Source organism: Mesorhizobium sp. M8A.F.Ca.ET.057.01.1.1, from assembly GCF_003952565.1.
Lineage (GTDB): Bacteria > Pseudomonadota > Alphaproteobacteria > Rhizobiales > Rhizobiaceae > Mesorhizobium.
Genome location: NZ_CP034454.1, coordinates 3,047,987 through 3,061,017 on the forward strand (window position 1 = coordinate 3,047,987; position 13,031 = coordinate 3,061,017).

12 protein-coding genes and 1 pseudogene are annotated in these 13,031 nt (G+C 62.4%); 9 read left to right on the forward strand and 4 right to left on the reverse strand.

Annotated elements, in window-relative coordinates; genetic code table 11:
• Positions 1 to 182: 182 nt before the first annotated feature.
• From EJ077_RS14210 to EJ077_RS14220, 3 genes are all read left to right on the forward strand, one after another.
• Positions 183 to 599, forward strand: coding sequence for a GFA family protein (locus EJ077_RS14210; RefSeq protein WP_208702679.1), 417 nt, complete (start codon positions 183 to 185; stop codon positions 597 to 599).
• Positions 600 to 677: 78 nt separating this feature from the next.
• Positions 678 to 1,037: a diacylglycerol kinase gene (locus EJ077_RS14215; RefSeq protein WP_015317648.1), complete on the forward strand. Its 360-nt coding sequence runs from the start codon at positions 678 to 680 to the stop codon at positions 1,035 to 1,037.
• Positions 1,038 to 1,077: 40 nt separating this feature from the next.
• Positions 1,078 to 1,665, forward strand: coding sequence for a hemerythrin domain-containing protein (locus tag EJ077_RS14220; protein WP_208702680.1), 588 nt, complete (start codon positions 1,078 to 1,080; stop codon positions 1,663 to 1,665).
• A 4-nt stretch (positions 1,666 to 1,669) separates the two neighbouring features.
• On the opposite strand, the gene EJ077_RS14225 is transcribed toward EJ077_RS14220, so the two are convergent.
• Both EJ077_RS14225 and EJ077_RS14230 read right to left on the reverse strand, forming a co-directional pair.
• Positions 1,670 to 2,257, reverse strand: coding sequence for a DedA family protein (locus tag EJ077_RS14225; RefSeq protein ID WP_208702681.1), 588 nt, complete (start codon positions 2,255 to 2,257; stop codon positions 1,670 to 1,672).
• Positions 2,254 to 2,814 carry a DUF1003 domain-containing protein gene (locus tag EJ077_RS14230; protein WP_208702682.1) on the reverse strand — a complete coding sequence of 187 codons (561 nt, stop codon included), beginning with the start codon at positions 2,812 to 2,814 and terminating at the stop codon, positions 2,254 to 2,256. The genes EJ077_RS14225 and EJ077_RS14230 overlap by 4 nt, the downstream gene beginning before the upstream one ends.
• An 88-nt stretch (positions 2,815 to 2,902) precedes the next feature.
• Between EJ077_RS14230 and EJ077_RS14235 the strand changes: the two genes are divergently transcribed.
• From EJ077_RS14235 to gltX, 6 genes are all read left to right on the forward strand, one after another.
• The gene (locus tag EJ077_RS14235; RefSeq protein WP_208702683.1) at positions 2,903 to 3,619 is read left to right on the forward strand and encodes a DNA-3-methyladenine glycosylase I; all 717 of its coding nucleotides are present in this window, start codon (positions 2,903 to 2,905) and stop codon (positions 3,617 to 3,619) included.
• Positions 3,620 to 3,683: 64 nt separating this feature from the next.
• Positions 3,684 to 5,360 carry an NAD+ synthase gene (locus EJ077_RS14240; RefSeq protein ID WP_208702684.1) on the forward strand — a complete coding sequence of 559 codons (1,677 nt, stop codon included), beginning with the start codon at positions 3,684 to 3,686 and terminating at the stop codon, positions 5,358 to 5,360.
• Between the two features lie 54 nt (positions 5,361 to 5,414).
• On the forward strand, positions 5,415 to 5,831 hold the full coding sequence (locus tag EJ077_RS14245) for a GNAT family N-acetyltransferase (protein ID WP_208702685.1): 417 nt from the start codon (positions 5,415 to 5,417) through the stop codon (positions 5,829 to 5,831).
• 383 nt (positions 5,832 to 6,214) lie between these two features.
• Complete coding sequence (locus tag EJ077_RS14250) at positions 6,215 to 8,020, forward strand: ABC transporter ATP-binding protein (protein ID WP_208702686.1); 1,806 nt, start codon at positions 6,215 to 6,217, stop codon at positions 8,018 to 8,020.
• 345 nt (positions 8,021 to 8,365) lie between these two features.
• Positions 8,366 to 9,499 carry a hypothetical protein gene (locus EJ077_RS14255; protein WP_245458746.1) on the forward strand — a complete coding sequence of 378 codons (1,134 nt, stop codon included), beginning with the start codon at positions 8,366 to 8,368 and terminating at the stop codon, positions 9,497 to 9,499.
• 213 nt (positions 9,500 to 9,712) lie between these two features.
• Positions 9,713 to 11,086, forward strand: coding sequence for a glutamate--tRNA ligase (gene gltX / locus EJ077_RS14260; protein ID WP_208702687.1), 1,374 nt, complete (start codon positions 9,713 to 9,715; stop codon positions 11,084 to 11,086).
• On the opposite strand, the pseudogene EJ077_RS14265 reads toward gltX, so the two are convergent.
• Positions 11,004 to 12,205, reverse strand: a pseudogene (locus EJ077_RS14265) (DUF2865 domain-containing protein). The gene gltX and the pseudogene EJ077_RS14265 sit on opposite strands and share 83 nt — an antisense overlap.
• Before the next feature lie 132 nt (positions 12,206 to 12,337).
• On the reverse strand, positions 12,338 to 13,015 hold the full coding sequence (locus tag EJ077_RS14270) for an outer membrane protein (RefSeq protein ID WP_208702688.1): 678 nt from the start codon (positions 13,013 to 13,015) through the stop codon (positions 12,338 to 12,340).
• Positions 13,016 to 13,031: the final 16 nt, after the last annotated feature.

A 13,031-nucleotide genomic window follows, 5' to 3' on the forward strand; every position in this document is an offset into this window, starting at 1 on the left:
CATCCCGGGACAACCCCGCCGTCCGGTGGTCTTGAATTCGAAACTCCGCGGTGTGTTGCCGCAAATGAAACTGAATTTCGAATTCGCCGCGCCAATCGATGTCGTATTTGCTTGCGCGTAACCACCGCGAAGCTGGAATCCTGACACGGATGCTGGACGAGGTTTCTTCGAGGAGTGCCGAAATGAGCGACAACCACCAGGAATCATGCCTGTGCGGAGCGGTCCGCTTCCGGACAAGCGGGGCGCTGCGTGGCGTTGTCTACTGCCATTGTTCGCAATGCCGCAAACAGAGCGGGCATTTCTACGCCGCGACCAACGTCGCCGATACCGACATCTCGATTGAAGGGACGGAAAGCATCACCTGGTATGGAGCGTCCGCATTCGCCAGGCGCGGCTTCTGCAAGGCATGCGGATCGGTGCTGTTCTGGAAGGCAATGGATCAGGACTATATTTCGGTCATGGCGGGATCGTTCGACAAGCCGACCGCGCTCAAGGGCGAATGTCATATCTTCGTCGGCGACAAGGGCGACTATTATTCGATAGACGACGGCCTGCCGCAGTTTGAAAAGTCGACGCCATCCATACCAGTCGCCGAATGAAATTTGGACCATCCGCCTTATTCCATTGATCGGAGCATTGCTTTATCCCGGGCCGGTGATTCCGAGAGGGGCCTTGGCATGCAACGGCTGATCGATGCTTTTATCAATTCGGTGCGGGCATTTCGCAAGCTTGCGGTTAGTGAGAAGGCTTTCCAGCAGGAACTGATGCTGCTGGTGCTGGCCTTGCCCGCCGGCTGGTTCGTTTCAGTGTCGTGGCGCGGCTATGCGCTGCTGATCGGCGCGGTGCTCCTGTTGATCATGGTCGAAGTGCTGAACACCGGCATCGAGGCGGCGTGCGACGCAATTTCTCGTGAATTCCACATCGACATCCAACTCGCCAAGGATTGCGGCTCGCTGGCGGTGCTGATTTCGGTCGTGATCGCTGGCGGCGTCTGGGGCATTGCCCTGATCGAACGCATAACGGGGGTGCCGATCTGAGACTTTGATCCCTATATGGCAGTCACCAAAGGAGACCGTCATGGCAGAGGTCAAGAATTCCTCGCTTCTCGAACGCCTGGGTCTGCCGGAAGACCTGCGCTGGCTGGCTGAAAAGTATCCGCGCGAGAACTGGCAGGGTCACGCCAATATTCACGGCATGGCCAATATGTGGCTGCAGCGGCACGACATGTTCCGCGAACTCGGCGGCATGCTAACCGGCGGCATTGGCAACTATCGCGAAGGCAGACTGGCGGCTCCCGATTTCGCGCGCTGGTTCGCACCGCGCCTCAATCATTTTCTCGGGCATCTCGATGGCCACCACAATGTCGAGGACTACCAGTATTTTCCGGCCTTCGCCAAGGCTGAGCCCCGTCTGAAACGCGGCTTCGACATTCTCGATGCCGATCACCACACGATCCACGAAGGACTGGAGCGCAACGCCGAGGCGGCGGATGCCTTCATCCGTACACTTCAAGAGAGTGAGGATAAGCAGCGCTTCGCCGCCGATGCCTATGCCGACGAAAACAGCCGGCTGATCGCGATGCTGACCCGGCATCTCGCCGATGAGGAGGACCTGATCATCCCGCTCATTCTCGATCGGGGTGATCGGGCGCTCGGCATCGACTAACCGGTCAAAACTCCTTGGCGCGCTCCCGCTTGGCGATGTGGCGGGCGGCAAACCAGGCAAGCACGGCCACGGCAAGGCCGATGCCAAGTCCGACGAACAGCCGCTCGTGGCGCATCAGCGTCTGGCCGATCAACTGTTCGGCTCCCAATCCGAAGATATAGCCGATCGTGCTGAACAGCACTGCCCAGATCACCGATGAGATGGCGTTGAGGATGACGAAGCGCGGCGCCGCTATGGTCGAAAGGCCGGCCGCGATGCCGCCGACCAGGCGCATGCCGTAAACGTAGCGGTTCGACAGCACGAATATGTTGGGGTGGGTGTTGAGCAGGTGGTAGGCGCGGCGAAAGCCGGGCCGCCGGCGCAGCCTGACAACATGGCGATTATCGGCGAAACTCCTGCCGAGGATGAAGAAGAAGGTGTCGCCGGCGAAGGCGCCCAGCGCTGCCGCGGCAAAGGCATGCCACAGCACGAAAACATGCTGGTGGGCGAAGAAGCCACCCAGGATCGCGGCACTTTCGCCCTCGGCCACGCAGCCGAGAAAAACCGCCAGCAACCCGTATTGTTCGATGAAATGGTGGATCGCCTCGGTCATGACGCCGACTGCTGTGACAGTCTTTCATCGATCCGCTTGACCACTTCCGCCAGCCGCACGATCTCGTCGCGCATGCCGATGATCTGGCTGTGGCGCAGCTCGTCCAGTTTCTCATGCAGCGCCATAATCTCGATCTCCGCCTTCAGATTGACCTCGTAGTCGTGGGCGGCATCGATGCGGTCGCGTTCGGTCTGCCGGTTCTGCGCCATCATGATCACCGGCGCCTGCAGGGCGGCGACCATCGATAGCACGAGGTTGAGGAAGATGAACGGGTAGGGGTCGAACGCATCGCGCGACAACAGCCAGACATTGCCTGATGTCCAGACGACCAGGAAGGCGATGAAGGTCAGGATGAAGGACCAGGAGCCGCCGATGCGGGCTATCGTATCGGCAAGGCGGTCGCCAAAGGTCTGGTGGAAGGCGACGGCTTTGTTGGTGTCCACGGTGATAGTCGTGCGCTCGATGGTGCTTTGCAGCACCCGGCTTTCCAGCTGGCTCAGTCCATCCGGCTTACGCTTTAGCCAGCGGTTCGCCAGATCGTCGATCGTCTTGTTCATGGCCGTCTCCAAGCGCTTTGCTGCGCTAGAGGTAGAGGCTGCCGGCCCGGGCGGGAAGTGCTAGATTGAGGCGAACCGAGGGGCACCGATGGCCGACTTCAAGAAAATTCGCGCTCGCGCGGCAAACCGCAAGGGCGGTGAGGCGGAACTGACCTCCCTGTTGGGGCCGATGCCCGACAATGCGGCGGTGGCCGACATCGCCGATGACCGTATCCTCTCGACGATGGCCGAGCGCGTCTTCGCAGCCGGTTTCGTCTGGCGGGTCATCGAGCAGAAATGGCCGGGATTCGAAGAGGCGTTCCTGCGCTTCGAACCCAAGCGGTTGCTGTTCCAGCCTGATGATTTCTGGCACGACCTGGCTTCGGATCAACGCATCGTGCGCAATCCGCAGAAGATCAAATCCATTCGCGACAACGCCGCCTTCGTCGAGCGCGTGTCGAGGGAGCATCGCGGTTTCGGCCAGTTCCTCGCCGACTGGCCCGCCGACGACCAGGTCGGGCTGATGGCTTATCTCGGCAAGCATGGCAGCCGGCTCGGCGGCAACACCGGCCAGTATTTCCTGCGCTGGCTGGGCTGGGACGCCTTTGTCATTTCCGCCGATATGGCCGCCGCCCTTCGCGACGCGGGCCTCGACATCGCCGAGAACCCGACATCGAAGAAGGATCTCGACAGGATCCAGGCCCAGATCAATCGATGGGTGAAGGAGACGGGCCTGCCGCGCCGGCACATTTCGCGCATCCTGGCGATGTCGATCGGAGAGAACCATTCGCCGCAATCGCTGCGCGAGTATATGGGCGACGATTGACGGTCTGAATTGGTCCAAGCGAACGCCATTGCGGGGCGAATTCCGCCGCGCTAAGTCAGCAGGCATGACCAAAAAACTCGACATACTGCGTATCGCCATTGCCCAGCTCAACCCGACGGTCGGCGATGTCGCCGGCAATCTTGCCAAGGCGCGCGAGGCGAGGGGGGATGCTGCCCGCCAGGGCGCCGATCTCGTGCTCTACACTGAGCTTTTCCTCGCGGGCTATCCGCCGGAGGACCTGGTGCTGAAGCCAGCTTTCCTCAGGACATGCGAGCGGGCGGCACAGGATTTTGCCGCCGATACCGCCGACGGTGGTCCGGGCGTCATCATCGGCACGCCGCTGAAGCGCAAGAGCGGCACGCATAATTCCATCGTCTTCGCCGATGGCGGCAAGATCATCGCCGAACGCTACAAGCTCGACCTGCCCAATTACGGCGAGTTCGACGAGAAGCGCGTTTTTCAGGCCGGGCCCGAGATCCAAGGGCCGGTCAACTTCCGTGGCGTGCGCATCGGCGTCCCGATCTGCGAAGACATCTGGGGCGAGGTCGGCATCTGCGAGACGCTGGCCGAAAGCGGCGCGGAAATCCTGCTGGTGCCGAACGGTTCGCCCTATTATCGCGCCAAGATCGACGTTCGCCACCAGGTCGTCATCAAGCAGGTCATCGAATGCGGATTGCCGATGATCTATGCCAACCAGCTCGGCGGCCAGGACGAACTGATCTTCGACGGCGCCTCCTTCGCCATCGGCGCGGACAAGACGCTCGCCTTCCAGATGAGCCAGTTCGAGGACGCGGTCGACGTCACCACCTGGAAACGTGCGGACAATGGCTGGGTCTGCTCGGAAGGACCGATGTCGAAAATCCCGGACAAGGAGGAGGCCGACTACCGCGCCTGCATGCTTGGCTTGCGCGACTACGTCAACAAGAACGGCTTCAAGAATGTGGTGCTCGGCCTGTCCGGCGGCATCGATTCGGCGATTTGTGCGGCCCTTGCGGTCGACGCGCTCGGCGAGGAACGGCTGCGCGCCGTCATGATGCCTTACCGCTACACCTCGAAGGACTCGCTCAAGGATGCCGAGGACTGTGCCCGCGCGCTTGGTTGCCGGTATGACATCGTGCCGATCTTCGAGCCGGTCGAAGGATTTTTGCACACGCTGACGCAGTTGTTCGAAGGCACCAAGGAAGGCATCACCGAGGAGAATTTGCAGAGCCGCGCGCGCGGCACCATCCTGATGGCGATCTCCAACAAGTTCGGCTCGATGGTCGTCACCACAGGCAACAAGAGTGAGATGTCGGTCGGCTACGCCACGCTCTATGGCGATATGAACGGCGGCTTCAATCCGATCAAGGACCTCTACAAGATGCAGGTCTATGCGCTGTCGCGCTGGCGCAACAGCCATGTGCCGCCGGGCGCGCTCGGGCCGTCGGGCGAGGTGATCCCGAAGAACATCATCGACAAGGCGCCTTCGGCGGAACTGCGCGAGAACCAGACCGACCAGGATTCGCTGCCGCCCTATCCGGTGCTGGACGATATCCTGGAATGCCTGGTCGAGAACGAGATGGGCGTCGACGACATCGTCGCGCGCGGCCATGACCGGGCGACGGTGACACGCATCGAACATCTGCTCTACATCGCCGAATACAAGCGCCGGCAGGCCGCACCGGGCGTAAAGATCACCAGGAAGAATTTTGGCCGCGACCGCCGCTATCCCATCACCAACCGTTTCAGGGATCGTGGATAGGCGTCCTTTCGCCTGCCGAGCGAGAGTGCGCGATGCCGCGGCGAGAGTGCTATCATGCCTGACTGTGAGATCAGCTTCGACCTGTCACGCATCGATTTCCGCGCGACCTCCGACCTGTTGATGGCGAGCTACTGGGGAGCTGGACGCAGCGATGCGTTTCATCACCGAGCCTTTGCCAACTCGTTCTGCGCCGCCGCTTACATCGCCGGCAAGCAGGTCGGTTTGGGCCGGGCGATCACCGACCGCACCGTATTCGCCTATCTCGCCGACATCATCATCTGGCCCGAACATCGCGGGCAAGGCATCGGCTTGCGGCTGGTGCGGGCACTCATCGACCATCCTGAACTCAGCACCGTCTCGCACTGGAGCCTGTCGACCAGCGACGCGCATGGGGTCTATGAAAGACTGGGCTTCAAGGAATCGACGGATGGACGATACATGCGCCTCGATCGTGCGGTGTCTGCCGGGTAAGCAACGCGCGACGACGACAAGGCACCAGTCGCGACTGTTGCAAAATCACCTCATCGGCTGGTCCAGCACTGCTTTTGGCCATGGCTTGCCTTGGCGAACGATCGAAGCGTCCCTATAACGACCTCTCCGCGATTCCCTTCAGGGAGGACCGAATGCCAGGATTTGACATCGTTATGCGAGGCCGCGAAGCCTAGGTCTGCGCCGGTGTTCCGAAATATCGGAACCACTCCGGACGCAGAAAAGGCATTTGCCGCTGCCGGTCGCCGCCCCTTGGGCGGGCGACCAACCATAGCCGAACCTCCGCATTCATGGGCAATTGCCCGGCGCGGTTTTTCAATTTTCGACCTTACTGGGATCGGGCTCGTTTGCGCCCGAATGACATCATGGCTCGTTTTAAGATCGATTTGCGCGCGAGCGCCTTTCGCAGCGTTCTTGGGTTCACGTTCATCCATTGGCGGCGTCAGCCCTGGCGGCTCTCGCTGATCATGGGCGGTTTCCTGCTGTCGACGCTGGCCGACGTGCTGACGCCGCTCTATTCCGGCCGGCTGGTCGATGCCGTCGCCAGCAGCGCCGGCGCGGACGCGATTGCCTGGAATGCCGCGATGACGGCATTTTTCATCTTGATGGCGCTGGCGCTGGCTGGCGTCGTGCTGCGCAATCTTGCCTTCATGGCGATCGTCGAACTGACGCTGAAGATGATGGCCGACATCGCGGCGGACGCCTTCCATCGCGTCCAGCGCTTTTCCACCGACTGGCATGCCAACTCGTTTGCCGGCTCGACCGTGCGCAAGGTGACGCGCGGTATGTGGGCGCTCGACCTGCTCAACGACACCATCCTGATCGCGCTGCTGCCGTCGGTGGTCATGCTCCTCGGCTCGACGCTGCTGCTCGGCTGGTTCTGGCCACTGATGGGCGCGGTGGTCGCGGCTGGCTCCGTGCTGTTCATCATGGTGACGGCGATGCTGTCGCTTGGCTATGTGGCGCCGGCGGCAAGACTTGCCAACACCTGGGACACGCGCCTGGGTGGCTCGCTGGCCGACGCGGTGAGCTGCAACGCCGTGGTCAAGGGCTTCGGCGCCGAGGAGCGCGAGGAGCGCCGCCTCGCCAGGGTGGTTGCCAAATGGCGCGCCCGCACACGGCGCACCTGGGTGCGCGGCACTATTAACGGCACCACGCAAGGGGTGCTGCTGCTGGTCATGCGGGCCGCGGTGATCGGCCTGGCGCTGATGCTGTGGTCGTGGGGGCAGGCGAGCGCCGGCGATGTCGCCTTCGTGCTGACCTCGTTCTTCGTGCTGCAAGGCTATTTGCGCGACATCGGCACGCATATCCGCAATTTGCAGCGTTCGATCAACGACATGGAGGAACTGGTCGATTTCCAGTCCGAACCGCTCGGCATTGAAGATCGGCCCGGCGCCGGACCGATTGCCATCACGCAGGGCCACATCGCCTTCGACAACGTCACCTTTCACTACGGCAATCACCGGTCGCCGCTCTATCGCGACTTCTCGGTGGATATCGCGCCGGGTGAACGTGTCGGGCTCGTCGGTCACTCGGGTTCGGGCAAGACCACCTTCGTCAAGCTCATCCAGCGGCTTTATGACGTGAACGCGGGAACGATCGTGATCGACGGCCAGGATATCTCGCAGGTCGCCCAGGCGTCGCTGCGCGGGCAGATCGCCATCGTCCAGCAGGAACCGATCCTGTTCCACCGTTCGCTGGCCGAAAACATCGCCTATAGCAGGCCAGGCGCCAGCCAAGAGGAGATCGAGCACGCCGCGAGACTGGCGAGCGCGCACGATTTCATCGCCAACCTGCCGAAAGGCTATGGAACGCTGGTCGGCGAGCGTGGCGTGAAACTGTCGGGCGGCGAGCGTCAGCGCGTGGCGATCGCCCGCGCTTTCCTGGCCGACGCGCGCATCCTGATCCTGGACGAGGCGACATCGAGCCTCGATTCGGAATCGGAGGTGCTGATCCAGCAGGCGATGGAACGGCTGATGGTCGGCCGCACGACGCTGGTCATCGCGCACCGGCTTTCGACGGTGAGGGTGCTCGACAGGCTGCTGGTGTTCGATCGCGGCAAGATTGTCGAGGAAGGCTCGCATGACGAGTTGATCCGCCTGAAGGGCGGCATCTACCGCCGCCTGTTCGAGCGCCAGGCGCTGGAACTGACCAAGGGCCTCATGGTCTGACCCGAGATGGCCTCCGGCTTAGAGCAATTCCAGGAAAAGTGCGTAGCGGTTTTCCCGGGAGAAGCGCGTAGCGCTTCCCCTTGGGAATTGCGTAGAAACAAGAAGTTAGAGCGGGTCAGAGATTCTATCAAACTCTGAACCGCTCTAGGCTGGAGGCCATCTCCATCCCGCGCTGCGAGACTTCCGAGCCCCTGTCACCCGGCTAATGCTGGCTGAGCAAATCCGCCTGTGAAGCCCGCTTTTCAGATATCGGGTTTGCGATGTCTGTTTACGTTACCGACCGAGATCCGTTGCCTCTACTTTTGGTTGTTGTATGCTGAAAAAGCAACCCAAGCGGTTTTCGCAATGCATCTTGCTTCCGAAACTACTGGCGTGGAAAAGGTGGCTGCGCCATCGGTGCTGGAATCTCAGCATGGCTCGGTCCGGCCGCTCGCCGCCGAAGATCTCGAACGGGTCGCCGCACTCTTCCTGACGAAGTTTCGCCGGCGGCGCCGTCGCCTCCTCGATCGCGCGATCGCGGAGACGGCCGAGTATATGAGAAAGATCTATCTTGACCCTGCCGGCCAGTCCGGTGAGAGCAGTGCTCTTGTCCAGATCAATCCGCAGGGCGATCTGGGTGGGTTCCTTGGCGTTCTGAAAGCCCGTTACGAACTCAACGGAGCGGCATTGAATGCGGCGATCATCGGTCCGTTCATGGCCGACCCTGGCGCCGATCACGGCTCGGCCGGACCGCAATTGCTGCGCGCCTTGCATCAAGGCGAATTCGATCTGCAGCTGACGGATTCGGCCAACCGGGTATCCCTGGCCTTCGCGCGGCCGATGAAATACCAGCTCCTGCCGGTCCATTGTCTGGAATGGACCTATGTCTTCCGGCCAGCCGCGATGGCAGCCGCCGCACTGCACCGTAAGTGGCCCTGCCTGCCTCGCCTGGTACTCGATCCCTGCGCGAGGGCGTTCGATGCGCTCACGAGGCGAAGGTTCGAACCGCCCGTCCAGCCTTCATCGTCGCATCGGGTGCATGCCAAGCCGATCAATGCCGCGCAATTTGCCGAGCGGCTGCCGGCCCTCCTGTCGGATTACGCTCTTCGCCCGAGTTGGAGGGATGGCGAGCTGCCGCGGCTGCTCGCACTGGCGGCCGAGAAGCGGGCCGACGGCCCGCTTCATTTTGGCGGGACCTACGACGAGACTGGCAGAATGCTCGGCTGCTATGCCTTCTACGGTCAAGCCGGCGACATGGCGAACCTGTTGAAAATCCAGGCGTCCGGGCCTCACTGGGGCGCGACGCTGGATGGCCTTGTCGCCGCAGCGCGCGATATGGGATGCGTGGGCATCAGCGCGCAGACCCAGGGCAGGTTCATGTCCCACCTCTTCGGTTATAGGAATCTCATCTTCCGCTATGCCGGGGGACGATGGTCCGCTCGCGAAGCGCCGAGGTCACGGAGGCGGTCCGCTCCGGCGACATCGCTATCGGCGGCTTGATGGGCGACCGCTGGACCCGCCTCAGTTCCGACGACTTCGGCCGCTGATCGCCTTCGATGATCTCTTCGTCGGCTACGCCAGACTGGTCGTCGCCGTGCGCGGCCTGAGACGCGCGCAGCCCGGTCTTTTCATTCCAGCCGCCATGTTCTATGTCTGCGGCAAGGCGCGGGGGCGCATCTTGTCAATCACAAAGGCATCCGGTACGCCCCGCTCATGACAGTTACCGTTCGTTTCGCCCCGTCACCGACCGGCCGCATCCATATCGGCAATGCGCGCACCGCTCTGTTCAACTGGTTGTTTGCCCTCAACAACAAGGGCCGTTTCATCCAGCGCTTCGACGACACCGACGTCGCCCGCTCGAAGCAGGAATTCGCCGACGCCATCCTTTACGACCTGCATTGGCTGGGCATTTTCCCGGATGCCACCGAGTATCAGTCGCGACGCTTCGAAATCTATGACGCCGCGGTCGAGCGGCTGAAGGCTGCGGGTGTCCTTTACGCCTGCTACGAAACGCCGGAAGAACTCGACCTCAGGCGCAAGGTGCGCCGCACGCGAGGCTTGCCGCCGGTCTATGGCCGCGAGGCATTGGCGTTGACGACAGAGCAGGTGGCCGAATATCAGGCCGACGGGCGCCGGCCCCACTGGCGTTTCCTGCTGCCCAATTTCTCCAGCGATCCGCTGCAGCCGGAGCGCACCGACATCCACTGGGACGATCTGGTGCGTGGCGAGGAGACGGTGGATCTGGCTTCGCTGTCCGATCCGGTGCTGGTGCGCGAGGACGGCACCTATCTCTACACGCTGCCCTCCGTCGTCGACGACATCGAGATGGGCGTCAGCCACGTCATCCGCGGCGACGATCATGTCACGAACACCGGCGTGCAGATCGCCCTGTTCAAGGCGCTGGGCGCCGAGCCGCCGTTCTTCGGCCACCACAATCTCCTGACCACCGTCTCGGGCGAGGGATTGTCGAAGCGCACCGGCGCGCTTTCCATCGAGAGCCTGCGCGAGGACGGCATCGAGCCGATGGCCGTCGCTTCGCTGGCCGTGCTGGTCGGCACATCGGAGAATGTCGCGGCCGCGCACGACCTGGCCGAACTCGCCGGCCATTTCGACCCGGCTGCGACCTCGAAGTCGTCGTCCAAATTCGATCCGGCCGAGCTGTTTGTGCTCAACCGGGTGCTGCTGCACCGTATGCCGTTCGCCGAGGCGCGGGACCGGCTGATGGTGCTGGGTATTTCCGGCGAACACGCCGAGCCGTTCTGGCTGGCGGTGCGCGGCAATCTCGACCGGCTGGCCGATGCGGCTGCCTGGTGGCGTGTCCTGCGCGAAGGGCCGCAGGAGATGCCCGAATTTTCCGACGACGACCGCGATTTTCTGCACCAGGCACTCGATCTCCTGCCTGAGGAGCCGTGGAACGGGACGGTCTGGAAGGATTGGACCGGCAAGATCAGGGAAGCGACCGGCCGCAAGGGCAAGGCGCTGTTCATGCCGCTCAGGCTTGCCCTTACTGGACGGTCTTCGGGGCCGGAGCTTGCAGATCTATTGCCGCTGATGGGTCGGGAAGGAACGTTGGCCCGACGACCCTGACCTTGCGCTGTTCCGGGGCAGGGCCGAAACCGGCGATGTCACCGGCTTGGCCGAAAGGCGCCTGATCGCTTCACGGTCGAGCCCGCCCTCCATGTTGGCCAGGGTCTCCGGGTCGGCACCCGGATCGGGCTTCGAGCCCGGTACCGGAACAGACGGCGCCGCATCCGGTTCGGGCTCTGATTGTTGCTGGCTTGGCGGGTTGCCGCCAATGATCTGGAAATTCTGCGCGGCATTGCAGCCGCAAGCGGGCGGCCGCGACATGTTGGGCTGTTTGTAGAGATAGGCGGTCGGCAATTCGCCGTAGGGCCTGCCGGTGACCGATGACGTCATCGATGCCGAATCGTCGTCCATGCCGCGCGAATAGAAGACCTGCATCTCGGTACCGGGGCAGGCTGATTCGCAATTCTTCTGGTCGCGCTCGAAATCGCCGGCCGAGGCGGCGTTCGACATGGGGAAGAAATATCCGTCGCAAGTGCGCACGCAACTGGTATGGAATTCGCCGCCGCTGCCCGCAACGTCCGGAATGCCGGGCTGGTTCAGGACGCGGCTGACATCGCTTTCGTCGCCCGAATCGTCAGGCTGGTCCAACGTATCGATCCGCCGGTTGTCGCCGCCGAAAAGCTGGTCGAAGAGGTTGGCATTGCTCCCATCTTCACGATTGGCTTCCTGCGGAGGCGCGCGGCGGGGTGCCACCGCATCGTCACGGCAGTCATTGGCATCGAGCGCCGCCAGGATACGGTCGCGGTCGCGGCGTGAGCCGCCGCCGGAGAGTTGGGCGCGCTTGGCCTGCAGACTGTCGAGATTGGCGTTCATGCGCTCGATGGTGGCGTTCAGCCCGGCACACTGGTTGATGTTGCGTGAAAACAGCGAGAACCCGCAACCGGCGCTGCTCGCCTGACCGCGAGCCTTCGAGATCTGTTCGCGCTGCCTTTCGATCGCGGCGTCGTATTTACGGACCAGTGCCGGGCCTCCGCCACCACCACGTGATGACGCGGCGAGGTCGGCCTCCAGTTGACGGCAGACCCGCGAAGCGGCCTGCGGCTCGCTGACCGCCGCGCCGGACAGCAGGAGGCCAAGCAGCACGGCAGCATGCGCCTGCTTCAAACCTCCGCTCGCCATCCGCCTCGATCCCGCTTGCCAGTGATCGCCAAGGCTACGCCGTTCGCGGTTAATCGTCTATTTCGGAAGTTATCTTGTGTCGGCTGAAAGGCGGCGCGCATTCGATGGTGCGGCAATGGGCAGGGCCAGCCCTCAGAACCTGTAGTTCATCCCGATCCTGACGGTACTGAACGTATTGTCGAAGGTCGTATTGGAGTTGGGCGCGTAGTTGATCGTCTGGTCCCGCAGGTCGACGTATCGATATTCGGCATTCGCCGACCAATGATCGGTGATCGCCTGCTCCAGCCCTGCGCCAATCGCCCACCCAACCTTGGTGTTCTTTTCGGAAAAGCTGTTGGCGGGCCCGTCGAGATATTGGTTCTCGACACCCCCGAAAGCGAGGCCGCCGGTCCCGTAGACAAGGGTGCTGTCGAAAGCATAGCCCGCCCTGGCGCGGATCGTTCCGAACCAATCCACCTTGGTGTCGTAGACATCGCCTCCGCCGACATTGATCTCGTCGGAATGTCCCTTGATATCGGCGCCCGAAATATCGGCCTCGATCCCAAGAACCGCGGAATTGACCTGGTAATTGTAGCCGATCTGGACACCGCCCAGAAAGCCGTCAATGTCGTAATCCTGCGTGCCCCGGATCGTTGGCGTGTTTGGCAGATTGTAGGTTGCGTCGGTGCTGCCAAAACCATAGCCGAGATGGCCACCGACATAGACGCCGGACCAGTCATGCATGGGCGGCTCCGACCCGATGGCGTCGGCGGCGAACGCCTCCGCGCCAGTCACAATCAGCATTGCCGAAGCGAGCAACAGGGCTCTCATGACATTCTCACGGCCT

What these genes read in the sequence shown, in the direction of transcription:
- EJ077_RS14220 (WP_208702680.1), top strand. Translation starts at nt 1,078, where the DNA reads ATGGCAGAGGTCAAGAATTCCTCGCTTCTCGAACGCCTGGGTCTGCCG.
- EJ077_RS14215 (WP_015317648.1), top strand. Translation starts at nt 678, where the DNA reads ATGCAACGGCTGATCGATGCTTTTATCAATTCGGTGCGGGCATTTCGC.
- EJ077_RS14270 (WP_208702688.1), bottom strand. Translation starts at nt 13,015, where the DNA reads ATGAGAGCCCTGTTGCTCGCTTCGGCAATGCTGATTGTGACTGGCGCG.
- EJ077_RS14230 (WP_208702682.1), bottom strand. Translation starts at nt 2,814, where the DNA reads ATGAACAAGACGATCGACGATCTGGCGAACCGCTGGCTAAAGCGTAAG.
- EJ077_RS14240 (WP_208702684.1), top strand. Translation starts at nt 3,684, where the DNA reads ATGACCAAAAAACTCGACATACTGCGTATCGCCATTGCCCAGCTCAAC.
- EJ077_RS14210 (WP_208702679.1), top strand. Translation starts at nt 183, where the DNA reads ATGAGCGACAACCACCAGGAATCATGCCTGTGCGGAGCGGTCCGCTTC.
- EJ077_RS14235 (WP_208702683.1), top strand. Translation starts at nt 2,903, where the DNA reads ATGGCCGACTTCAAGAAAATTCGCGCTCGCGCGGCAAACCGCAAGGGC.
- EJ077_RS14250 (WP_208702686.1), top strand. Translation starts at nt 6,215, where the DNA reads ATGGCTCGTTTTAAGATCGATTTGCGCGCGAGCGCCTTTCGCAGCGTT.
- EJ077_RS14245 (WP_208702685.1), top strand. Translation starts at nt 5,415, where the DNA reads ATGCCTGACTGTGAGATCAGCTTCGACCTGTCACGCATCGATTTCCGC.
- gltX (WP_208702687.1), top strand. Translation starts at nt 9,713, where the DNA reads ATGACAGTTACCGTTCGTTTCGCCCCGTCACCGACCGGCCGCATCCAT.
- EJ077_RS14225 (WP_208702681.1), bottom strand. Translation starts at nt 2,257, where the DNA reads ATGACCGAGGCGATCCACCATTTCATCGAACAATACGGGTTGCTGGCG.
- EJ077_RS14255 (WP_245458746.1), top strand. Translation starts at nt 8,366, where the DNA reads ATGCATCTTGCTTCCGAAACTACTGGCGTGGAAAAGGTGGCTGCGCCA.